Genomic DNA, 23,432 nt, shown 5'->3' with positions numbered 1-23,432 from the left:
CCGCCACCAACCGTTACCTGACGTTGGTCTGCCGCTCAGTGTCACGTAGCAGCTAGCTCATTCTGGCGGCCTATCCAGGCAGTATGCGATGCACCGTTTTCGGCACCGGCTATCTGGGCGCGACACATGCCGCGGGGATGGCCGAACTCGGCCATGAGGTGATCGGGGTCGACATCGACCCGGGCAAGGTGGCCAAACTCGCCGCCGGAGACATCCCGTTCTACGAGCCCGGCCTGCGCAAGGTGTTGAACGACAACCTGTCTGCCGGCCGCCTGCGGTTCACCACCGACTACGACGAGGCCGCCGATTTCGCCGACGTGCACTTCCTCGGCGTCGGCACCCCGCAGAAGAAGGGCGAGTACAGCGCCGACCTGCGTCACGTGCACGCCGTCATCGACACCCTGGTGCCACGGCTGCGCCGGCCTGCGGTGATCGTCGGCAAGTCCACCGTCCCCGTCGGCACCGCCGCCGACCTGGCCGAGCGGGCCCGGGGGCTCGCGCCTGCGGATGTGGATGTCGAGGTGGCCTGGAACCCGGAGTTCCTCCGCGAGGGATACGCCGTGCACGACACGCTGCACCCGGATCGGATTGTGGTTGGTGTTCAGCATGATTCGGTCCGCTCCGAATCCGCGGTCCGCGAGCTGTATGCCCCGCTGATCGCCGACGGGGTGCCGTTCCTGGTCACCGACCTGCAGACCGCCGAGCTGGTGAAGGTCTCGGCCAACGCGTTCCTGGCCACCAAGATCTCGTTCATCAACGCGATCTCCGAGGTGTGCGAGGCCGTCGGCGCCGACGTCACCCTGCTGGCCGACGCGCTGGGCTACGACCCGCGCATCGGGCGGCGATTCCTCAACGCGGGCTTGGGTTTCGGCGGCGGCTGCCTGCCCAAGGACATCCGCGCCTTCATGGCCAGGGCGGGTGAGCTCGGCGCCAACCACGCGCTGACCTTCCTGCGCGAGGTCGACAGCATCAACATGCGCCGGCGCACCGCCATGGTGGAGCTGACCACCCGGGCCTGCGGCGGATCCCTACTGGGCGCCAACATCGCCGTCCTGGGCGCGGCCTTCAAACCCGAATCCGACGATGTGCGCGATTCGCCCGCGCTCAACGTCGCCGGCATGCTGCAGCTGAACGGCGCCGCGGTCAACGTGTATGACCCCAAGGCGATGGACAACTCGCAGCGGGTGTTTCCCACGCTGAACTACTCCACGTCGGTGATCGAGGCCTGCGACCGGGCCGACGCGGTGCTGGTCCTCACCGAGTGGGCCGAGTTCGTCGACCTGGATCCCGCCGAGCTCGCCGACACGGTGCGCGTCAAAGTCGTTGTCGACGGCCGCAATTGCCTGGACGCGCAGCGGTGGCGGGACGCCGGCTGGCGGGTGTACGCCCTGGGACGACCCGTCGCCACTGTTTGACGCTTGTAGAACAAATTCCGCGGTCGTAGGCTCGGGCCATGCGGGAACGAATCCGGTGGATGGCCCTGCACGGGGTGGTTCGAGGTATATCTGCGTACGGGATGCGCCACGGCGATCCGCAGGCTCGGCTGATCGCCGACCCGCAGGTGCGGGCCGATCCGGCGCCGTTCGCCGACGAAATGCGCCGTCAAGGACCAATTGTGCGTGGTCGCGCCCTGCTGATGACCTTCGACCACGACGTGGCCACCGCGTTGCTGCGCTCCGAGGATTTCCGGGTGTCGCGGCTGGGCGGCAACCTGCCGAAGCCGCTGCGCTGGGTGGCCGACAAGACCGACACCGGATCGCTGCACCCGCTGCTGCCGCCCTCACTGCTCGCCGTGGAACCGCCCGATCACACCCGCTACCGCAAGCTGGTCTCCTCGGTGTTCACCACCCGGGCGGTGGCCCGGCTGCGCGAACGGGTGCAGGAAACCGCCAACGAACTGCTGGATTCGATGGACGGCGACGCCGGCGTGGTCAACATCGTCGACCGCTACTGCGCCCAGCTGCCGGTCGCGGTGATCAGCGACATCCTGGGCGTGCCCGACGCCGACCGGTCCCAGATCCTGCGCTTCGGCGAGCTCGGCGCACCCAGCCTGGACATCGGCCTGACGTGGCGGCAGTACCAGGAGGTGAACTCCGGCATCCACGGATTCGAGACCTGGCTGACCGATCACCTGCGTCACCTGCGGCGCAACCCCGGCGAGGACCTGCTCAGCCAGATCATCCAAGCCTCCGAGGCCGGTGCGGCCGGGGAACCGCTCAACGAATCAGAACTGCGGGCGCTGGCCGGGCTCGTGCTCGCCGCCGGGTTCGAGACCACGGTCAACCTGCTGGGCAACGGCATCCGGATGCTGCTCGACCATCCCGAACACCTCACCACCCTGGCCGCCCGCCCCGAGCTGTGGCCGAACACGGTGGAGGAGATTCTGCGCCTGGACTCCCCGGTGCTGATGAGCGCGCGGGTGGCCCTCCGGGACACCGAAGTGGCCGGAACCCCGGTGCAGGCCGGGGAACTCGTCATCGTCCACCTCGCCGGCGCCAATCGTGACCCGGCGGTGTTCACCGATCCGCACCGCTTCGACATCGAACGCGAGAACGCCGGACGGCACCTGTCGTTCTCCGGCGGCAGACACTTCTGCCTGGGTGCGGCACTGGCCCGGGCCGAAGGCCAGGTCGGCCTGCAGACGTTCTTCGACCGGTTCCCCGACGCACGGGCAGCCGGCGTTGGTAGCCGCCGCGAGACCCGCATCCTGCGCGGCTGGTCGACTCTGCCGATCACGCTCGGGAAGGCACGCACAGCGGTAAGTTCGTGACGTGGACTTCCGAGCTGCTCTGCTCGACCAGACCCGTTCGTTCGGGGAGCTGATCGCCTCCAGCGATCCCGAGACGCCGGTGCCGACGTGCCCGGACTGGACGCTCAAGCAACTGTTCCGCCACGTCGGGCGCGGAAACCGTTGGGCGGCACAGATTATCTCCGAGCGCCGGGTCTCGCCGCTGGATCCGCGGGAGGTTCATGAGGGCAGGCCACCTGACGATCTCGACGGCGCGATCGAATGGCTCAACGCCGGTGCGGTTCAAGTCCTCAAGGCGGTCGACCAGGTGGGCACCGACACCAGGGTGTGGACGTTCCTGGGCCCCAAGCCCGGGGGCTGGTGGATCCGGCGACGGGTGCACGAAGCGGCGGTACACCACGCCGACGCCGCGCTGGCCGTAGGGACCGAATTCAAGCTGCCGCCCGACCTGGCCGCCGATGCGATCAGTGAATGGCTGGACATCTCCACCGGCATGGCCAAGAAGCGGCACGGAGAACCGCTCCCGTCGGACACCAGCATCCACCTGCACGCCACCGACGACGGTCTGGGCCCGACGGGGGAGTGGACGGTGGAGAACGACGAGGACGGCCTCGGGTGGTCCCACAGCCACGGTAAGGGCACCGTCGCACTTCGCGGCCCGGCCAACGACCTGTTGTTGGCGATCACCCGGCGGGGGACTGCGGCCGACCTCGGGCTGGAAGTGTTCGGCGACACCGCAACCTGGGACGCCTGGCTGGAGCGCACACCGTTCTGAGTGGCGTACGTTTCGTTCATGACCACATCCGAGATCGCCACGGTTCTGGCCTGGCACGACGCGCTGAACGACAAGGACATCGACACCCTGATCGCGCTGTCCAGCGATGACATCGAGCTGGGCAACGCCGGCGGGGCCGCCCAGGGACATGCCGCCCTCCGCGACTGGGCCGCATCCGCCGGCGACACCGTGACGCCGGGCCGGATGTTCGTCCACGACGGCGTCGTCGTCGTCGAGCAGACCGTCCGGACCGCGGACGGGACAGCTCACGCCGGTGCGGCCGCCTTCCGGGTGGTGCACGACCACGTCACCTCGGTGTTCCGCCATGACACCTTGGCCGCCGCGCTGGCCGCCACCGAACTCACCGAGAACGACCTCGCGGGCTGACCGCTCTCAGGGCAGCCCGGCCAACACCTTGTCGAGGGTGACCGGCAGGTCCCGGACCCGAACCCCAGTGGCGTGGTGAATGGCGTTGACCACCGCCGCGGCCGCCCCGACGATGCCGATCTCGCCCGCTCCGCGGGAGCCCATCGGGTTGAGGTGTTCCTCGACCTCGTCGAGCCAGATCGCATCGACATCGGGGACATCGGCGTGGGCGCTGATGTGATAGGACGCGAGGTCCTGCGTGACCACATGCCCGAAGTGCGGGTCCCGGACGCTCTCCTCGTGCAGCGCCATGGACAACCCCATGGTTATGCCGCCGATCAACTGTGATCGCAGCGTGCGCGCATTGATGGCACGGCCCACCGAGAAGACGCCGAGCATCCGGGGGATCCGGATCTCAGCGGTGTCGCGGTTGACGTGGGCCTCGACGAAGTGGGCGCCGAACGACTGGACGGTGAATGCCTCGGCGTCGGGGTTCTGCGGCGCCTCCGCCGTCGCTGTTACACCGACATGCGGATGCTCTCCGTGCTCGCGTCGAAACTGCTTGGCCGCGGCCACAATTGCCGATCCCCACGAGGTGATTCCGGACGAGCCGCCGGCCACCGACGCCTGCGGTAGGTCGGTGTCACCGATTTGCAGGTCGACCGCGGCGACGTCGCATCCCAGTGCGTCGGCGGCGATCTGCGTCAGCGCGGTCCAGGTGCCGGTGCCGATGTCGGCGGCGCCGATCTGCACCGTGTAGTGGCCATGCCCAGGGTGGCTGATCCGTGCCGTGTTGCCCTCCATGGCCATGCCGGGAAAGGTCGCCGCGGCCACCCCGGTGCCGATGAACCAGTTGCCGGCAAGGTGTTTGGTGGGTCGTGGATCACGGGGATACCAGCCGAATCGCTCCGCGCCGACCTGTAGACACTCGACGAGATGACGTCCCGACCACGGCTTCCCCGATTCCGGATCGACCTCGGGCTCATTGCGTGCCCGCAGCTCGATCGGATCGAGTTTGCACGCCACCGCGAGCTCGTCCATCGCGACCTCGGCCGCGAACGTGCCGGGACATTCGCCGGGTGCTCGCATCCAGAACGGAACGGGCACGTCGAGAGCGGCCAACCGATGCGACGTGCGCCGGTTCGGGCAGGCGTACATCTTGCGGGAGGTGACAGCGGTCTGCTCGGCGAATTCCTTGACGGTTGAGGTCTGTTCGACGACATCGTGTACCAGGGCGACGAGGCGGCCATCCGTATCGGCGCCCAGTCGCAGGCGCTGGATGGTCGGGGTGCGATAGCCGACGACGGAGAACATCTGTTGCCGGGTCAGCGCCAGCTTCACCGGCCGGCCATCGGCACGTCGGGCGGCCAGTAGTGCCAGCACGTCGTGCGCGTGCGGCGCGCCCTTCGACCCGAATCCACCGCCGACATGCGGCGCCACCACCCGAAGCTGCTCGGGCTGCAGGTCGAGCAGCGGAGCCAGCGTCTTGCGCACCACATGGACGCCCTGCGTCGAGTCGTACAGGGTCACCGCGGGCCGGCCGTCGCGCATCGTCCAGTGCGCGATGCAGGCGTGCGGTTCCATCGGGTTGTTGTGCTCGATCGGCGTGCTGTAGGTCGCGTCGACAGTCACCTCGGCGGTGGCCAGCGCGGTCTCCACGTCGCCCTGATCGGTGTCGGCGGGGAACGACGGATTGACCGACTCGGGCGTGTAGAGGCCGGGGTGATCCGCCGACAGCTCCACGTCGTGTGGTTCCTCGCCATAGTGCACCCGCACCAGAGCGCTTGCCTCACGGGCGATCTCAGCGGTCTCGGCGACCACGCCACCGATGATCTGACCGCGGAAGTGCACTCGGTCGTCTTGAAGGATCGCCAGTTCGCCGTCGGACGTATCGGCAAGTTCGGGCGCGTCGAACACGGTCAGCACATCGAGAACTCCGTCGAGGGCGAGTGCCGCGGTGGTGTCCATCGCAGCGACCCGACCCCGAGCGATGGTGGCCTGGATCGGGTGCAGGTAGGCCGGATGCTCGACCTGCTGCTCGAATGCGTAGCGCGCGGCACCGGTGACCTTCGCATGTCCGTCGGTGCGGGCCATCGGCTGTCCGATGGCATGCGGTTCGATGAGGGTCATGGCCGCCTCCGCTCCGTGAGCATGCGCAGCTGCGCGATCAGGGTGCGGCGGGCCAGCTCCACCTTGAACTCATTGCCCGGCAGCGGTTCGGCCTGCTTGAGTTCGGCGTCGGCCGCGGCGGCGAACGTCTCATCGGAAGGCTGGTCGCCAACCAACAGACGCTCGGCTCTGCGTGCTCGCCAGGGTTTGTGCGCCACACCGCCCAGCGCGATGCGCGCCGAACCGATCTGGAACGTCGACGTGAAGGTCAGCTCGGCGGCGACGGACACCAGGGCGAATGCGTAGGACGCCCGGTCACGCACCTTGCGGTAGTCCGAAACCGCCCCGGCGGGCGGAGCCGGCAGTTCGACCGCGGTGATCAAATCGCCGTGCTCCAGTGCTGTGTCCCGCTCGGGTTGGTCGCCCGGGAGTCGATGGAAATCCTCGACCGGTATGCGGCGCTCGCCGTCACGCGTCTGCACCACCACCAGCGCGTCCAGAGCACACATCGCCACCGCCATGTCCGACGGGTGCACGGCTACACAGTGCGGGGACGCGCCGAGGATCGCGTGGTAGCGGACATAACCGCCCAGCGCTGAGCACCCGCTGCCGGGAACGCGCTTGTTGCACGGCGTAGTGACGTCTTGGAAATACACACATCTGGTCCGCTGCAGGAGATTTCCGGCCGTGGTGGCCGCATTGCGCAGCTGCCCCGACGCCCCGGACAGCAAGGCCCGGGCCAACATCGGATAGTGCGAGCGGATCACCGGGTCCGCGGCGAGATCACTGTTACGGACATTTGCGCCGATGCGCACGCCGCCGTCGCCGGTGAGCACGGTTTCCGACAGGTCGAGATGGCTGACATCGACGAGCAGATCCGGCTCGGCGACACCGAGTTTCATGTGGTCGACGAGGTTGGTGCCGCCGGCGAGATACGCGGCATGCTGGTTCTTCGTGAGCATCTCCACCGCATCGGCGGGGCTGGTCGCGCGGTGATAGCCGAACGGTTTCATTGGCTAGCCGCCCGCCCGATCGCGGCGACGATATTCGGATAAGCCGCGCAGCGACACAGGTTGCCGCTCATTCGTTCCCGGATCTCATCGTCGGTCAGCACCGGTGTGAGTTCGAGATCCTCGGTGACGAAGCTCGGTGCGCCGGCCTTGGCCTCGTCCAACATGCCGACCGCAGAACAGATCTGGCCCGGCGTGCAGTATCCGCATTGGAAGCCGTCCTCATCGCAGAACGACTGGGCTACTGGGTGAAGGCGGCCGTTCTGCTCAAGTCCGGAGGCCGTGGTGATCTGCGCTCCGTCGGCGGCTACCGCGAACGTCAGGCACGTGGTGACGCGACGACCGTCGAGCAGCACGGTGCATGAGCCGCACTGACCGTGATCGCAGCCCTTCTTGGGTGCCGTGACCCCGAGCCGTTCGCGCAGCGCATCCAGCAGTGTCATGCGATTGTCGACTGTCACATGGCGACGGGTTCCGTCGACCTCGAGGGTCAACTCGCTGTGATGACGATCGGGTTGGCTCACCGTCGGCGAATACCCTGGCTGATGCTCGCCAAACGTGGCGGCTCAGTGTCTGCTGGTCTGCCTGGTCTGCGGTGTCGCGAGCACCGCGGCGATCCCGGTCGTCAACGGAACCGACAGCGCCAAGGCGATACCACCGACGGCGGACCGCGCGATCTCGATCGCCACGCTCTCACCGGTCAACACGTCGGGCAAGGAGCGGTTGGCCACGCTGAACAACAGCAGCAGCGGCAGCGCGGAGCCGGCATAGGCCAGCACCAGGGTGTAGACCGTGCTGGCGATATGGTCGCTGCCCACCCGCATGGCGCCGGCGAAGATCGAGCGCCTGGTGCCGCCGTGCTCGGCCAGCTCGAACACCGCCGAGGCCTGCGTGATGGTCACATCGTTGAGCACACCGAGTGAGCCGATGATGAACCCGGCCAGCAGCAGACCGGTGATCGACACGTTGCCCATGTACGCCGCAACTTCGTTGTTCTGATCCTCGGACAACCCGGTCAAATGGGCCAACTCGATTGCTGCCCAGGACAATATGGCCGCCAGCAGCAATGAGGTCAGGGTACCCAGCAGAGCCGCGCTGGTGCGCAGGCTGACGCCGTGGGCCAGATAGATCACCGCGTAGAGGATCGCCGCCGAGGCCACCAGTGACACCGGGACCGCCGGGGCGCCGTCGCGCAGCGCGGGCAACAGGAAGATCATCAACACCGCGAACGCCACCACGATGCCGATGATCGCCCGCAAGCCGCGCCAGCGTGCCACCGCCACGATCACCACGGTGAACGCCGCGGCCAATGCGATCAACGGCCAGGTGCGCTCGTAGTCGAAGAACGCGTAGCTCGTTGTGCCGGCCTGATCGACCTGCCGACTGATCCGGATGTTGTCTCCGGCAACGAGATTCGGTTGCCCGGGCCCGGTGGTGAACTCCAGCAGCGTGTTGGCGCCCTTGTTCGGGCCCGAATCGATGGCCACCAGGTTCTGCACACATGTGCCGCCGCCCGGGACGGCAGGCTGGGGTCTGGCGGTGAGCACGCCGCCCGCCGATGGGCTGCCACAGTCGGCCAGGGTGCTGGATGTGACGTGCCCGGCCTCGGTGGTGACGGCGCCGCCCGCGGCGTTCTGGAAGGGCAGCGGAATGTCGACCTTCTGATGGCTGGGCCACAGCACGACGGCGCCGACGAGGACCGCGAACCCGATGGCGACCAGCAGGCCGACGACGATGCGGGCGGCCAGCGGGCCCAGCGGAGACGGGCCGGCCAGCGAATGGGAGTGGGAATGCGTGTGCGCCACCCCGACAGAGTAGAGGGGGTGGCTGGCCGGTTCCTGACGCCTACTGGCGGTAGCCGGCCAGGAAGTTACCCAGCCGCTCGATGGCCTGGGCCAGGTCGCGCGCCCACGGCAGGGTGACGATCCGCAGGTGATCCGGTGTGGGCCAGTTGAATCCCGTGCCCTGCGTCAGCAGGATCTTCTCCTGCAGCAACAGATCGAGCACCAGCTGCTCGTCGTCGTGGATATCGTGCACCTCCGGATCCAGCCGCGGAAACGCGTACAGCGCACCCGCGGGTTTCACACAGGACACTCCGGGGATCTCGTTGAGCTTGGTCCACGCGGTGTCACGCTGCTCGAGCAGCCGGCCGCCGGGCAGAACCAGATCGTCGATGCTCTGATGGCCACCCAGGGCCACCTGAATCGCGTGCTGGGCAGGAACATTCGGGCACAACCGCATGTTCGACAGCAGGCTGATGCCTTCGATGAAGCTGCTCGCGTGCTCCTTGGGGCCGGTGATTACCAGCCAGCCCGAGCGGTAGCCCGCCACCCGATAGGCCTTGGACAACCCGTTGAACGTCAGCGTCAACAGGTCGGGAGCCAGGGTCGCCAGCGAGATGTGCTTGGCGTCGTCGTACAGGATCTTGTCGTAGATCTCGTCGGCCAACAGCAAGAGTTGATGCTTGCGGGCCAACTCGACCATCTGCTCCAGGGTTTCGCGGCTGTACACCGCGCCGGTGGGATTGTTCGGGTTGATCACGACGAGCGCCTTGGTGCGCTCGGTGATCTTGGATTCGATGTCGGCGACATCGGGATTCCAGCCCTGGGTCTCGTCGCACATGTAGTGCACCGGGGTGCCGCCGGCCAGCGCGGTCGAGGCTGTCCACAGCGGATAATCGGGCGCCGGGATGAGCACCTGGTCGCCGTTGTCCAACAGCGCCTGCAGGGTCATCGTGATGAGCTCGGAGACCCCGTTGCCCAGGTATACGTCTTCGATGTCGAACCGGGGGAAGCCCTCGACCAGCTCGTACCGGGTGAACACCGCGCGGCGCGCGCTGGCGATGCCCTTGGAGTCGGAGTAGCCCTGCGCGTACGGCAGGGCCTGGATCATGTCGCGCATGATCACGTCAGGTGCTTCGAAGCCGAACGGCGCGGGGTTGCCGATGTTCAGCTTGAGGATGCGGTGACCTTCAGCTTCCAGCCGTGAGGCATGCTCGTGTACCGGTCCGCGGATTTCGTACAGGACGTCCTGCAGCTTCGTGGACTGGGTAAACGTACGCGGCTTCGGGTGCTGACCGGTATGCCACGGCAACTGATGGGTAGTCACGAGCTCCATGGTCTCATCACCGTCCACTGATTTTGGAATTTGCCGAACTTGTGAGTGGCCACCGCCACACCCGGCCGATTTGCCAACGCATGGAGTCCGTCCTCATTTCTGGGATTCGCGTGTCAGCCCCCTGTGTATTCGCTTGGGTGGCCGCGCGCTGGCCAAAAAGCTGCGCAACCATGGCTGGAACACAAATGGCCGACGATTTTCCCAGGTCAAAGGGTATTTGAATCGGCAACAGCTCAACACGATTGGCAATCCACATGGTACGAATCACCAGCATCCTCCGAGTCAACACCCTGGCCGCGGCCCTGGGCGGAAGCGCCGTCATCGCGATGGGTGTTCTGGCTGCGACGCTCGGCGGGGATCCGCAGCAAGGGGCGGCTACCGTCATCTCCGGCGGGCCGATGACCCTCGGTGAAACCACGACCGTCACCTACACCGGCACCATCGCCCCGGTCGTCGCGGCGCCCGCGGTAAAAGCCAAGCCCTTCGGCGGCAGTGGCGGCTGACACACCCCCGGATACACCGAACGGCCACCCCCTTGCGGAGATGGCCGTTCGGTGCGTTAGGGACGTGCTCAGCGCTTACCGGGACGCTTGGCGCCCGGCTTGATGCCAAGACCCACGACCGGCGGTTCCGGCTTGGCTTCCTCGGCGGGCGCTGCGGCAGGTTCTTCAGCCGCCGGCTCCGGCGCCGACTCGGCAACAGGTGCCGGAGCCGCGGGAGCCGCCGGGGCGGACTTCTTGGCACCGGGGCGACGCGCGCCCGCAGCGATACCCAGGCCCACCACCGGGGGTTCCGGCTTGGCCGGCTCGGCCGCCGCCGGAGCGGCAGTTTCAGCCGGAGCCGCGGGAGCGGCAGGTGCAGCCGACGCGGCAGGAGCCGCAGCCTTCTTGGCACCCGGACGCTTCGCGCCGGCCGCCATGCCCAGACCCTTCACCGGGGCCGCAGGGGCAGCCGGAGCCTCTGCGGTGCCGGTGCCGCGGCTGCCGCCTTGGCCTCGGCTTCGGCGCGTGCCTCGGCCCGCTTCTCGGATTCCTTTGCCGCCGTGCCCTTCTCAGGCAGCGTGATGCCGCTCTTGTCCAGTGAGTTCAGCAGCAGCTGAGCCACGTCGAGTACTTCGGCCTTCTCGACGTTGCGGGCAGCGGCCACGTCGTCGACACCGTCGGTGATCATCACGCGGCAGAACGGGCAGCCGGTCGCGATGGTCGAGGCGGTGTCCATCGCCTCTTCGGTGCGCTCCACGTTGACGCGCTTGCCGATGTGCTCTTCCATCCACATCCGCGCGCCACCGGCACCACAGCACAGGCCGCGGTCGGCGTGGCGGGGCATTTCCTTCAGCGTCACGCCGGAGGCCTCGACAAGCTCACGCGGAGCCTCGTAGACCTTGTTGTGACGGCCCAGGAAGCACGGGTCGTGGTAGGTGACCTCGGGGCCACCGGTGGACTTGACCGGCACCAGCTTCTTGTCCCGGACCAGGCGGTTCAGCAGCTGCGTGTGGTGCACCACGGTGTAGTTGGCACCCAGCTGCGGGTACTCGCGGCCGATCGTGTTGAAGCAGTGCGGGCAGGTCACGATGATCTTGCGGTCGACCGTCTCGACACCCTCGAACAGCTCGTTGATGGTCTCGACGTTCTGCGCGGCCAGCTGCTGGAACAGGAACTCGTTGCCGGAGCGGCGAGCCGAGTCGCCGGTACAGGTCTCACCGGTGCCCAGGACCAGGAACTTCACACCCGAGGCGGCCAGCAGCTCGGCGACGGCCTTGGTGGTCTTCTTGGCGCGGTCCTCGTAGGCGCCGGCGCAACCGACCCAGAACAGGTACTCGAAGCCGTCGAAGCTCTCGACATCCTCGCCGTAGACCGGGACGTCGAAGTCGACCTCGTCGATCCAGTTGGTGCGGTCCTTGGCGTTCTGGCCCCAGGGGTTGCCCTTGGTCTCCAGGTTCTTGAACAGCACGCCGAGCTCACCGGGGAACTCCGACTCGACCATGACCTGGTAGCGGCGCATGTCGACGATGTGGTCGATGTGCTCGATGTCGACGGGGCACTGCTCGACGCAGGCACCACAGTTGGTGCAGGACCAGAGCACGTCGGGGTCGATGACGCCCCCCTGCTCAGCCGTGCCGACCAGCGGGCGCAGCGCCTGCTCGGGGCCCGAACCTTCGATGCGGGCGAAGCCGTCCTCGGGCACACCGTGGCCGTGCAGGCTGTCGCCCAGCTTGGCGAAGTCGACCGAGCCCTCTTCGGGCATCGGCTTGCCCTCGATGATGTACGGGGCCTTGGCGAACAGATGGTCGCGCAGGTTCATGATCACGAGCTTGGGAGACAGCGGCTTGCCGGTGTTCCAGGCCGGGCACTGCGACTGGCAGCGACCACACTCGGTGCAGGTCGCCATGTCGAGGTTGCCCTTCCAGGTGAAGTCCTCGATACGGCCTTTACCGAACACCGCGTCCTCGGCGGGATCCTCGAAGTCGATCTTGTCGCCCTTGTATTCCATCGGCAGCAGGGGGCCGAGGCCGTCGGGCAGGCGCTTGAAGGTGACGTTGATCGGGGCCAGGCCGATGTGCAGGTGCTTGGAGTGCAGCACGATCAGCAGGAAGGCCAGCATGACGCCGAGGTGGGCCAGCAGTGCGATGGACTCCAGCCACACGTTGGCGGTGTGACCCAGCGGAGCCAGCAACGCGGCCATGCCATCGGAGAAGAAGGCACCCGACTGGTACGGGAAGTCCTCTTCCAGCACGTTGACCGCGGCACCACGGAACACCGCGTAGGTCGCGATGACCAGGAAGATCATGATCAGAATCGTCCAGGCGCCACCGTTGTGCGAGCCGTAGAAGCGGGATTCCCGGCCCAGCTGCTCGGGGTTCTTGCGGATGCGGATGATCGCGAAGACGATGATGCCGGCCAGCACGGCGACGGCGAAGAAGTCCTGGAGGAAGCCAAGGATCGCCCAGCGGCCGACGAGCGGGATGTGGAACTCGGGGTCGAACAGCACGCCGTAGGCCTCGAGGTACACCGTCGCCAGGACGAAGAAGCCCCACATGGTGAAGAAGTGCGCGATGCCGGGGATCGACCATTTCAGGAGCTTCGACTGGGCGAAGACTTCCTTGTTCTGGTTCAGGAAGCGCTGAACCAGATGGTCCTTACGGCCGCGCTCGTCGCCGACCTTTTGGCCCGAGCTGATCAGCTTCGTGAGCCACAGCACGCGCTTGGCGGCGAACGCCAGAACGACGAGCGTGGCGAGCAGACCGAGAATCAGCCGCGACACCGCAAGGGTGTGTTCGAGACTCTCCACAGAAACGCCTCCATTCGCGAGTTACTCGCGGGTAACTTGGACATAGTTACCCGTCGGTAACTTAGCTTCCTTCAGCTCATAGTGACATTTCGGTGTTTCTCACCGCTACCGAGGCTTACCTAACTTTGAGGCCACTGTGGTATAGCTCTCAGCCCTGTGGTGTCAGCATCGCCCGCAACATCGACAGCATTTCCGTCCGGGACTCGGCTCCGAGGCGGCGACGAATCCGGGCGACATGATGTTCCACCGTCTTCGCCGAGATGAACAACTGGCTGCCGATATCGCGGTAGGGCATCCCGAGCAGTAGCAGTTCGGCGACCTCGCGTTCGCGGTCGGACAACTTGGTCGACGACGGGGCCGGAGCTGTCTGTGTCGGGGCGCCGACCGGCGCTGCCGGTGAAGCGACCTCGACCTCCTCGACCGCACTGGTCTGTTTGAGATCGCGGGCCAGTTGCAGCATGGCCTGCGATACCCGGGCGTCGGGGGTCTGCAGTGCGGCCTGACTGGCCAGCCGGGTGCCATCCCAGGTCAGGCCGAACTGGGACAGGGACTTGGCGGCGGCGGTGACCTCGTCGGTATCGACGTGGTTGGCCAATACCCGCAGCCAGGTGCGACCGGCGTTGGCCAGGGCCCGGGCGAAGGTGCTCTGCCCGGCCGCGGCCGTGAGCGCCTGACCGTGCGGGGCGACGGCGCCGGGTGAGTTGGCGAGAATCCCGGCGTGGACGCCGGCCCAGTGCAGGGGCACCGACCACAACACCGGGTTGCCGAGCCGGGTGAGCAGATCCCACGCCTCGGCCAGGGCGTGTTCCAGTCGGTCGACCTGACGCATACGGGCACCGGCGACCCATAGTTCGCCCAGCGGCAGCAGGGAGAAGAGGTCGATCGAGTACTCGGCGAGCACCTCCACCGCGGCGTACCAATACTTCTGAACCGCGCCGCTGTCCCCGCTGCGCCGGGCGATCGCGGTCCGCAGGGCCGCCGCCCACAAGGCATCACGCCGGTGCAGATCCTCACCCGATTCGGCGGCCGAGGCGTCGGCACCGGCCGCGGCGAGCTGGCCGTCCTGCATCTTCACCCAGCCCAACAGCAGGCGGTGCCGAGCCGCGCTGAACACTTCGTCGCCCGAGCCGTCGGTCCCGCCGGCTCGTACGGCCCGGCTGATCACGCTGCGCGCGCGGACCGAGTCGCCGCCGTGGAGGGCCGCCAGCGTCACCAGCGCCGCCGGGGTATCGGGTGCGACGCCACCGGCCTGATATTCGGCGGTGACGGCCTGGCCCAACCGGGCCACGGTCACGGCGAACGGCTGATCGAGCGACAGCACCAAACCTTCGGCCAGGCTTCGGGCGGCGCGTGCCGTCGAGGTTGGTGGCCCGGCTGCTTCGGAACTCGACGACGCCCGCGCGGCCTCGCCGTCCCCGGCTGCCAGAAAAGCTGTCGTGCTCGCCGAACTTGTCAATACGTCGGGGTAGGGACCGAGCCAACGGAACAGATCAGCGGCTTGAGCGGCGCTGCCGTCGTGCATGGCGACGCTGGCCGCGATCCGCACCGCGGTGGCCCGTTCAGCCGGGTCGTCGGAACCGAGCAACTCATCGGACATCCGGGCCGCCGTGGTGCAGTCGCCGGCCAGTGCCAGCGCATCGGCCAGCCGGGTACTCACCGCCGCCGCGCCCGCGGCCGCGCCGGGCGTGCGCGATTGTGCGCCGCGTGCTCGGCGAGCGCCTCGGCCAGGCGATCATCACGCAGTCCATGCTCGGCCAGCCGCACCGCGAGGTCGGCCGACAACGTCGACAGCTCGAGTTGTGAAGCGAGAAGAGAGGTTTCGATTTCATGGTGGCGGGCGGCGCCGGCGATCTGGGCGAGTGACTCGTGAACCGTCCGCACGAAGCGCCGGTCATGTGACGGCTCCACCAACCCGCCGGCCCGGGCCCGGTCCACCAGGTCTGACGCTTCGGCACCGGACAAGCGCAGGGCCGCCGCCACGTCGTCGGGACCGAGATCATGGCTCAGCGACAGGATCAGCAGCGCGTCGCGGGTGTCGTCGTCAACCCGGCGCAGCCGTTGCAGCAGCGCGAACCGGGCCGCCTCCGCCGGTGCCTCGGCCGCCGCTGCCGCCGCCATCAGAAACGGCAGCCCGGCCGTCGCGGCCAGCACCGACCTGACGGTTTCGTGCGTTGCCGGGGTGCCCAGCGCCGTGCTCAGAACCTGTCCGACCTCAGCTGCCGTCAGCGGCCCCAGCCGTACCACCGGATTCTCTCGCGCCAGGGCGGTGGCCAACGTGTGCAGGGCCTGGCGGTGTGTCAGTGGCTCGGCCGCCACCACAACAGTCGCCGACAGATCAGCGACTTTCTCTGTGAGACTGTCGATTTCACTGTCGCCGAGGAGATGGGCATCGTCGACGACGAAAGCGGACTCGGGTGCGTCACCAGGTCGGGGTGCCCGAGTGAGCACGACGCGGCCGGCGTCGCGCAGCGCGCCGCGGATCTCGGCGAGCACCGTGCTCTTCCCGCTGCCGACGCCGCCGGAGACCAGCAGCTTGGCCGGTGCGTCCGGGTTGGCGAGCACCGCATCGATCACCGACCGGGCGGCCGACGGAAGCTCCGGAACGGGCTCCGGTGCGGTCATCAGTGCCCGCCTAGGCGCCGCCGTCGCCCTCCGCCGCCGCAGTGGTCGTGACCGGCGGCTGGGTGGTGGTCGGCGGCTTTGTCGTTGTCGGCGGCTGCGTGGTCGTCGTCGGAGGTTGCGTCGTGGTGGTCGTGGTGCGGGTGGTCGTTGTTGTCGTCGGCGTTGTTGTCGTCGTGGTGGTCGTCGTTGTGGTCGGGCTGGTCGTCGTGGTGGTTTCCGGCGGTGGGGTCGTCGTTTCCGGCGGCGGAGGTGGTGGTACCACGACCGTGGTGGTCTTGACTCCGTCCGGCCCCTCGGTCACGGTCGTGACCGGCTCAGGCGGCGGCGCCTCCATCGAATAGGTGGTGCTGGTCTCGGTGACCGGCGTCGAATCCCCTTCGGAACTGGTCAAAGTCACCGCGAGGCCACCGGCGGCCAGCAGCGCGGCCGCGGCTGCCGCCCCGAACAGGATCGGCGGCCGTTTGTACCAGGGGAGCGGCGCCGGTCCGGCGTCGAACATCTCCTCGTCGTGGCTGAACTCGACGGACGGTCGCGCCGCCGTATTGCCCGCGGGCGTCTCGTACTCACCGCCCGCATACGGCACCGGCTCATTACCGGGTGCGTCGTCCTGCGACCAGGCCAGTGCGCCGAAGTTCCCGGTACCGGCTGCTGGCGCTTGGCTTGTCGGGGCCATGCCGGTCGGAGCGTCGGCGCCGGTGACCTCGGGAGCCAAACCCGTCGGAGCGTCGGCGGCAGCCACCGCGGGGGCCATGCCCGTCGGTGCACCCGCGTCGATGACCCGCTCGGCGACCAGCGCGGCCCCCGCAGCCACATCGAACTGCGGGTGGGCCGTCGTTGCGACCGGTGCGCGAAGGCGCTCCGAAAGCCGCTGGGTGACAAGGGGTATCGCCGCACCACCGCCGACGGTGGCCACCACGTTCACGCTCGACAACGCAATGTTGCTGCGCTGCAATGTGTCTTCGATGGCGTCCAGCAGGCCTGCCAGCGGCGCGGACATGAGCTGGTCGAGTTCGGGCCGGGTTACCCGGACATCGGAATTGAATCCCGGCAGTTCGGTGTGAACCACCGTGGCGGTCTCGGCCGACAGCCGCTCCTTGGCCTGCCGGCATTCCGCCCGCAGCCGTGCCAACGAGCCGACCGCGGCGGTGCCCGCCGGATCGGTGTCGTTGGCCGCGGCGACTCCGCTGAGCACGTGGTTGAGCAGGGCCTGGTCGATCAGGTCGCCGGAGAAATCGGGATAGCGCACGGTCGGACCGAGCGTGGCGAACGCCGCGCCGGCGTCGGCCAGCGTCACGCTGGTGCCGCTGCCGCCGAAATCGCACAACACCACGACACCTTCGGTGGGCAACCCCGGATCGGCCTGCAGGGCGGCCAGAGCGGTCAGGGAATCCGGCACCAGGCCCGGTGGTGTACCGCCCGGAGCCAGTCCGGGATAGCGAGGCAGGACGCCGCGCAATGCGTTGACGGTGCTCGGACCCCAGTGCGCCGGGACCGCGATCACCACCGGCGTACCGCCACCGGCGAGGCGCGCCATCGCGGCCAGCGCCTCGCCCAGCACCAGCTCGCCCCGGTGTTGGGAGCCGTCGGCGGCGACCAGCGGCACCGGATCGCCCACCCGCTCCACGAAGCCGGCCAGTGGCAGTCCGCTGCCGGTGTAGTCGCCCACATCGGGGGCACGGTCGTTGTGCAGGGTGAGGATCGATCGGCGGATTACCGGTTGGCGACCTTCGCGGGCTGCCACCAGGTTGGTCATCCCGATCGACAACCCCAGTGAGTCGGTCATCAGGCGTCACTCCTGTTGTCTCGGCCGACCCTCACCCTAACCGTTGGAACCCCGACGGCCCGTGATTGAACCCCTAGTGGCGTGAATCCCCTAACGCTCGCCCCCCTAATGGGTCGCGGGCAGGGGTGGGTTCGGCACCGATCCCAGGGACCTCGCAGCTGGCTAGCATTCAAATCGAACCGTTGAGGAGGTGGAGCATGGCGAACACATTGCTGGACTTTGTGATGTCGCTGGTACGCGACCCCGACGCCGCTGCCCACTATGCCGCTGACCCGGCACAGGCGATCGCCGATGCCAATCTGACCGATGTGACCAGCACGGACGTCAACAATCTGATCCCGGTGGTCTCGGAGTCGCTGTCGATGACCGGTGCCAACGGCGGGCTCGGTGACCTCGGCGCCGCCGATGCGGGCGGCAACGTGTGGGCCAGTGGGGCCGCTACTGCGGCGTTCGATGCCTTCGGCGATCACGTGCCGCTCGACACCCCCAACGACGCCTGGGACGCGGCGGCCGGCCACGTCATCGATCAGTCGGGCTCCGTGGACCAGTTGGTGGCGTCCGGGTCCGCGATCGACGACATCGGGCCGCTCAGCCAGCCGCTCGACGACCTTTCGCTGCAGGTCAACGATGCCGTCTTCGATGACGCGACGATTGTCGACCCGGCCCCGGCCGAAGATTGGGCCCAGCCGATCGTTGACGACCAGCACCACACCGACGGTGCCGGCGGATTCGACATCTTCGACTGATCTGGCTCAACCCTCAGTAAGCGCACGACCCCTTTGGGGCGTGCGCTTACTGCGTTTTACCTGCGATAACGTCAATAGATGCGGGGCTACCCACGCCCGCCCCTAGATATCCCCTATCCCCCTATTGGGGCATCCCCCTGCAGCCCGAGTAGGGGCAGTGCGGGGAGGGGAACCGACCCCGTTTCCGGGGCTGCGGCGCACCCATAACGTTGTCTCCAGATCGCCGGAGAGCCCGGCGGGGGACTTCCGAAAAGACTTCCCACAACAACCGAAAGGGTTGGACCAATGGCAATCTCTCTGATCGACTTCATCCTCGACCTGTTCCGCAGCCCGGCCTCGGCCGCGTCGTTCATCGCCGACCCGGACGGCAGCCTGCGTGACGCCGGCCTGCCCAACGTGACCGCGGCCCAGCTGCACGCCGTTGCGGCCACCGCGGCTCCGGCCGGCGTCCTGCTCGGTGGCGGCAACCCGGTGGTGGGCCTGCAGCGTGCGGTCGCCGACCACCACAGCATCCCGGCCCAGTTCGGCAACCAGGTCGCCTCGCCGTTCTCCCCGCAGACGCAGGTGGCCAGCAACAACGACACCGAGTGGGCCAGCCACAACAACGTGCCGGTGATGAGCCCCAACCAGGACGCCGGCGCCAACGCCCAGCAGGGTGCGTTCAACTTGGGCTTCGGTGACATCACCCTCGGTGACAAGAGCACCAACACCGCCACCAACGGCGGCGTGGTGGTCGACGGTGACAACGACGGCGACATCGTCAGCGGTGACGGCGCCGTGCTCGGTGACGGCAACACCACCAACAACGGCGACATCTGGGCCGGCGCAGGCTCCAACGTCGCCGTCGGCAAGGACAACGACATCGAGGACAACTCGCAGACTGCCGGTGGCGACCTGATCTCCGGCAATGACGGTCCGGTCATCAGTGACGTCGACATGAGCGGCGGCCACGGTGGCGGCGCATCCGGCGGCGACAGCCTGATCGGTATCGGCAGCGGCGGTGCGTCCGGCGGCGACGGCGGCAACGCCGGCTCGATCATCCTCACCGACGCCTCGACCACGGCGGTCGGCGGCAACCAGGTTGACGGTGACTACGGCAGCCGCAACACCCAGGACAACTCGGTGAGCACCTCGGTGCAGACCGAGACGCACTCCAGCGTGGAGGACAACTCCTCGTCCTACTCGTCGAACATCGCCTCGGGCAACGAGACTGCGTTCGGTTCGGGCAACGAGACCAACACCGCGCTCGCGTCGGGCAACAGCTACGACAGCAGCTCGGCGCTGGGCTCGGGTAACAGCTACGACTCGCACTCGCAGTCCCACACCGACGTCGCATCGCACAACGCGACCGACACCGGGTTCGACGCCTTCTGATCCGATCCACAAGGGGCGGGGGCCATCCGTACGCGGGTGGTCCCCGCCCTATTGGCGCGCCTACGGTTGAGCGGGGCAGGAAGGAACTTCGATGACGCAACCCAACGGGACCGGCGGGCCGGCCAGGCCGGTCAAGGTGATCGTCGAACTCATCGACCACACCAGCACGATCGCCGCCACCTACGACCGCGGCGACCTCGTGGAGCGGCTGCGGGTGGCGAAGGTGCGCATCAGCGACCCGCAGATCCGCGTGGTCATCGCCGGGCAGCTCAAGCAGGGCAAGAGTCAGCTGCTCAACTCGCTGCTGAACATCCCGGTGGCCCGCGTCGGCGATGACGAGTCCACCGTGCTGGCCACCGTGGTGTCCTACGGCGAGCAGCCGTCGGCGCGGCTGGTGGTGGCCCGGCCCGACGGGGCCGAACCAGAACTGATCGAGATCCCGCCGTCGGAGGTGACCAACGACCTGCGACGCGCGCCGCAGGCCGGTGGCCGCGAGGTGTTGCGCGTGGAGGTGACCGCACCCAGCCCACTGCTCAAGGGCGGGCTGGCGTTCGTCGACACCCCTGGCGTCGGCGGCCTTGGGCAGCCGCACCTTTCGGCGACCCTGGGCCTGCTGCCCGACGCCGATGCCCTGCTCATGGTCAGCGACACCAGTCAGGAATTCACCGAACCGGAAATGACCTTCATCCGCCAGGCGATCGAAATCTGCCCGGTGGCAACCATTGTCGCGACCAAGACTGACCTGTACCCGCGTTGGCGGGAGATCGTCGGCGCCAACATCGGCCACCTGCAGCGGGCCGGGCTCGATGTCCCGGTGACCGCGGTGTCGTCCGTGCTGCGCAGCCACGCGATCCAGCTCAACGACAAGGAACTCAACGAGGAATCGAACTTTCCGGCCATCGTGAAGTTCCTGTCCGACCGGGTGCTGACGCGCGAGACCGACCGTATCCGTGACCAGGTGGTGGCTGAAGTCCATTCGGCGGCAGAGCATCTGCTGCTCGCGGTGAATTCCGAGCTGTCTGCCTTCAACGATCCTGGTGAGCGCGAACGGCTGACCGCCGACCTGGAGCGGCGCAAGCAGGAAGCCCAGGACGCGCTGCAACAGACCGCCCTGTGGCAGCAGGTGCTCAACGACGGCATCGCCGACCTGACCGCCGACGTCGACCACGATCTGCGAAATCGCTTCCGCAACATCACCACCCACGCCGAGAAGGTGATCGACTCCGGAGACCCCACCCTGCACTGGGCCGAGATCGGCTCGGAGCTCGAGGAGGCGGTCGCCACCGCTGTCGGCGACAACTTCGTGTGGGCCTACCAGCGCGCCGAGGCACTGGCCGCCGAGGTGGCCCGCACCTTCACCGAGGCCGGCCTGGAGGCGGTGCAGCTGCCCCAGATCGACGCCAGGGACATGGGCGCCGGCTTCGGTGAGATGAAATCGCTGGCCAGGTTGGAGGCCAAGCCGATCAAGGCCGGGCACAAGGTCATCACTGGTATGCGTGGCTCTTACGGTGGTGTGCTGATGTTCGGCATGCTCACCTCATTCGCCGGGCTGGGCATGTTCAACCCGCTGTCCCTGGGTGCCGGCCTGGTGCTCGGCCGCAAGGCCTACAAGGAGGACATGGAGAACCGCATGCTCCGGGTCCGCAGTGAGGCCAAGACCAACATGCGCAGGTTCATCGACGACGTCGCCTTCGTCGTCGGCAAGGAATCGCGGGACCGGCTCAAGGGCATCCAGCGCCAGCTGCGCGATCACTATCGCGACATCGCCAACCAGACCACCCGCTCGCTCAACGAATCGCTGCAGGCCACGCTCGCCGCGGCCAAGACCGAGGAGACCGAGCGCAACGCCCGCGTCCGGGAACTGGAACGCCAGAAGAACATCCTGACCCAGGTCGTCGACCACGCCCAGAACCTGGCCGCGGCGGGCAACTAAGCTCCAAGAGCTAGTTTTCGAATGAACACCCGGTTGATTTCCGGGTCGGAAGAGGTGGATTCCGCAGCGTGAGCACGGCCGATCAGGTGCGCTCGATTCTGGGCGGCACCATCAAGGCGTACCGGGGTGACCCGGTCTACCGGAATCGGCCCGACGTGCACAACGAGCTCGACCGCATCGGGCGCCGGCTCAACCAGCCGATCCGTATCGCGTTGGCCGGCACGCTCAAGGCGGGCAAGTCGACGCTCGTCAATGCGCTGGTCGGGGAGGACATCGCGCCCACCGACGCCACCGAGGCGACCCGCATCGTCACCTGGTTCCGGCACGGGCCCACCCCGAAGGTGACTGCCAACCACCGCGGCGGGCGGCGTGCCAATGTGCCGATCGCGCGGGACCCGCACGACCGGGGCCTGACCTTCAGCTTCGCCGGGCTCAACCCCGACGACGTGGTGGACCTCGATGTCGAGTGGCCGGCCGCCGAACTCGTCGACACCACGATCATCGACACCCCGGGAACGTCATCGCTGTCGCGGGACGTCTCCCTGCGAACCCACCGGCTACTCGTGCCCGAGGACGGGGTGCCCCGCGTCGACGCGGTGGTGTTCCTGCTGCGCACCCTCAACGCCGCCGACATCGCACTGCTCAAGCAGATCGGTGAGCTGGTCGGCGGATCTTCGGGCGCGCTCGGCGTGATCGGAGTGGCCTCACGGGCCGACGAGATCGGAGCCGGCCGCATCGACGCGATGATGTCGGCCAAAGACGTGGCCAAGCGGTTCACCGAAGAGATGGACAAGACCGGGATCTGCCAGGCCGTCGTCCCGGTGTCCGGATTGCTCGCCCTGACCGCACGCACGCTGCGGCAGAGCGAGTTCGTCGCCCTGCAGAAGCTGGCCGGCGTCGAGCCGGCCGAACTGACGAAGGCCATGCTGAGCGTGGACCGCTTCGTGCGGGAGGACAGCGCGCTGCCCGTGGACGCGTCCACCCGCGCGGCGCTGCTGGACCGGTTCGGCATGTTCGGTATCCGGATCTCGATCGCGGTGATCCACGCCGGGGTGTCCGACTCTGTGGCGCTTGCCGATGAACTGCTGGAACGCAGCGGCCTGATCGCCCTGCGCGATGTGATCGACCAGCAGTTCGCGCAACGATCGGAGCTGCTCAAGGCGCACACGGCGCTGCTGTCATTGCGACAGTTCGTGCAGGCCAACCCGATCTACGCGACGCCCTACATCCTTGCCGACATCGACCCGCTGCTGGCCGACACGCATGCCTTCGAGGAACTGCGGCTGCTCAGCCTGTTGCGCTCGCGCCCCACGACGCTGAACGAGGACGAGATGGCCTCGCTGCGCCGCATCATCGGTGGGTCGGGCACCGACGCGGCCAGCCGGCTCGGACTGCAACCCGATGCCCCGTTCGACGGGCCCCGCTCGGCCTTCGCCGCGGCCCAGCGCTGGCGGCGGCGCGCCGATCATCCGCTCAACGACCCGTTCACCACCCGGGCCTGCCGGGCCGCGGTGCGCAGTGCCGAGGCGCTGGTCGCCGAGTATTCGTCGCGCCACTAAC

At 67.8% G+C, this 23,432-nt stretch carries 15 protein-coding genes and 2 pseudogenes; 9 read left to right on the top strand and 8 right to left on the bottom strand.

Annotated features, from left to right (window positions below; translation table 11 throughout):
- The first annotated feature begins 83 nt into the window (after nt 1–83).
- The 4 genes from BN2156_RS17475 to BN2156_RS17460 are packed head-to-tail and all read left to right on the top strand — an operon-like array spanning nt 84 to nt 3,911.
- The gene (locus BN2156_RS17475) at nt 84–1,415 is read left to right on the top strand and encodes a UDP-glucose dehydrogenase family protein (protein WP_090516285.1); all 1,332 of its coding nucleotides are present in this window, start codon (nt 84–86) and stop codon (nt 1,413–1,415) included.
- 38 nt (nt 1,416–1,453) lie between these two features.
- On the top strand, nt 1,454–2,770 hold the full coding sequence (locus BN2156_RS17470; protein WP_162490882.1) for a cytochrome P450: 1,317 nt from the start codon (nt 1,454–1,456) through the stop codon (nt 2,768–2,770).
- Between the two features lies 1 nt (nt 2,771).
- On the top strand, nt 2,772–3,524 hold the full coding sequence (locus tag BN2156_RS17465) for a maleylpyruvate isomerase family mycothiol-dependent enzyme (protein WP_090516284.1): 753 nt from the start codon (nt 2,772–2,774) through the stop codon (nt 3,522–3,524).
- 18 nt (nt 3,525–3,542) lie between these two features.
- A complete protein-coding gene (locus BN2156_RS17460) occupies nt 3,543–3,911 on the top strand; it encodes a nuclear transport factor 2 family protein (RefSeq protein ID WP_090517445.1) in 369 nt (122 codons plus the stop codon).
- Between the two features lie 6 nt (nt 3,912–3,917).
- Here BN2156_RS17460 and BN2156_RS17455 read toward each other — a convergent pair whose 3' ends face one another.
- From BN2156_RS17455 to BN2156_RS17435, 5 genes are read right to left on the bottom strand one after another with little or no spacing between them, the layout of a single operon-like run.
- On the bottom strand, nt 3,918–6,020 hold the full coding sequence (locus BN2156_RS17455; protein ID WP_090516283.1) for a xanthine dehydrogenase family protein molybdopterin-binding subunit: 2,103 nt from the start codon (nt 6,018–6,020) through the stop codon (nt 3,918–3,920).
- On the bottom strand, nt 6,017–7,012 hold the full coding sequence (locus tag BN2156_RS17450) for an FAD binding domain-containing protein (protein ID WP_090516282.1): 996 nt from the start codon (nt 7,010–7,012) through the stop codon (nt 6,017–6,019). The genes BN2156_RS17455 and BN2156_RS17450 overlap by 4 nt, the downstream gene beginning before the upstream one ends.
- Nucleotides 7,009–7,533 carry a 2Fe-2S iron-sulfur cluster-binding protein gene (locus tag BN2156_RS17445; protein WP_090516281.1) on the bottom strand — a complete coding sequence of 175 codons (525 nt, stop codon included), beginning with the start codon at nt 7,531–7,533 and terminating at the stop codon, nt 7,009–7,011. Before BN2156_RS17445 ends, BN2156_RS17450 begins: the two co-directional genes overlap by 4 nt.
- 42 nt (nt 7,534–7,575) lie before the next feature.
- Nucleotides 7,576–8,814, bottom strand: a complete 1,239-nt coding sequence (locus tag BN2156_RS17440) for a YibE/F family protein (RefSeq protein WP_090516280.1) — start codon at nt 8,812–8,814, stop codon at nt 7,576–7,578.
- Nucleotides 8,815–8,854: 40 nt separating this feature from the next.
- On the bottom strand, nt 8,855–10,126 hold the full coding sequence (locus tag BN2156_RS17435; protein ID WP_090517444.1) for a pyridoxal phosphate-dependent aminotransferase: 1,272 nt from the start codon (nt 10,124–10,126) through the stop codon (nt 8,855–8,857).
- A gap of 254 nt (nt 10,127–10,380) precedes the next feature.
- Here BN2156_RS17435 and BN2156_RS17430 point away from each other — a divergent pair, with 254 nt between their 5' ends.
- A complete protein-coding gene (locus tag BN2156_RS17430; protein ID WP_090516279.1) occupies nt 10,381–10,629 on the top strand; it encodes a hypothetical protein in 249 nt (82 codons plus the stop codon).
- On the opposite strand, the pseudogene BN2156_RS17425 reads toward BN2156_RS17430, so the two are convergent.
- The 3 genes and pseudogenes from BN2156_RS17425 to BN2156_RS17415 form a co-directional block, all read right to left on the bottom strand.
- Nucleotides 10,554–13,414, bottom strand: a pseudogene (locus BN2156_RS17425) (heterodisulfide reductase-related iron-sulfur binding cluster). The gene BN2156_RS17430 and the pseudogene BN2156_RS17425 overlap by 76 nt on opposite strands.
- A gap of 148 nt (nt 13,415–13,562) precedes the next feature.
- A pseudogene (iniR, locus tag BN2156_RS17420) lies at nt 13,563–16,036 on the bottom strand (isoniazid response ATPase/transcriptional regulator IniR).
- A gap of 10 nt (nt 16,037–16,046) precedes the next feature.
- Nucleotides 16,047–17,819 (bottom strand): Hsp70 family protein, encoded by a 1,773-nt coding sequence (locus BN2156_RS17415; RefSeq protein WP_090516278.1) that lies wholly within the window; start codon nt 17,817–17,819, stop codon nt 16,047–16,049.
- 197 nt (nt 17,820–18,016) lie between these two features.
- On the opposite strand from BN2156_RS17415, the gene BN2156_RS17410 reads away from it, so the two are divergent.
- The 4 genes from BN2156_RS17410 (at nt 18,017) to BN2156_RS17395 (ending at nt 23,431) form a co-directional block, all read left to right on the top strand.
- Nucleotides 18,017–18,565, top strand: a complete 549-nt coding sequence (locus BN2156_RS17410) for an Rv0340 family IniB-related protein (RefSeq protein ID WP_090516277.1) — start codon at nt 18,017–18,019, stop codon at nt 18,563–18,565.
- A 285-nt stretch (nt 18,566–18,850) separates the two neighbouring features.
- On the top strand, nt 18,851–19,939 hold the full coding sequence (locus tag BN2156_RS17405; protein WP_090516276.1) for an IniB N-terminal domain-containing protein: 1,089 nt from the start codon (nt 18,851–18,853) through the stop codon (nt 19,937–19,939).
- A 91-nt stretch (nt 19,940–20,030) separates the two neighbouring features.
- Nucleotides 20,031–21,872: an isoniazid-induced dynamin-like GTPase IniA gene (gene iniA / locus BN2156_RS17400; protein WP_162490880.1), complete on the top strand. Its 1,842-nt coding sequence runs from the start codon at nt 20,031–20,033 to the stop codon at nt 21,870–21,872.
- Between the two features lie 68 nt (nt 21,873–21,940).
- Nucleotides 21,941–23,431, top strand: a complete 1,491-nt coding sequence (locus BN2156_RS17395; RefSeq protein WP_090516275.1) for a dynamin family protein — start codon at nt 21,941–21,943, stop codon at nt 23,429–23,431.
- Nucleotide 23,432: the final 1 nt, after the last annotated feature.

It is taken from the genome of Mycolicibacterium neworleansense (genome assembly GCF_001245615.1).
Lineage (GTDB): Bacteria > Actinomycetota > Actinomycetes > Mycobacteriales > Mycobacteriaceae > Mycobacterium > Mycobacterium neworleansense.
Note: the sequence above shows the minus strand (reverse complement) of the source record. Positions and strands in the feature narration are given on the sequence as shown.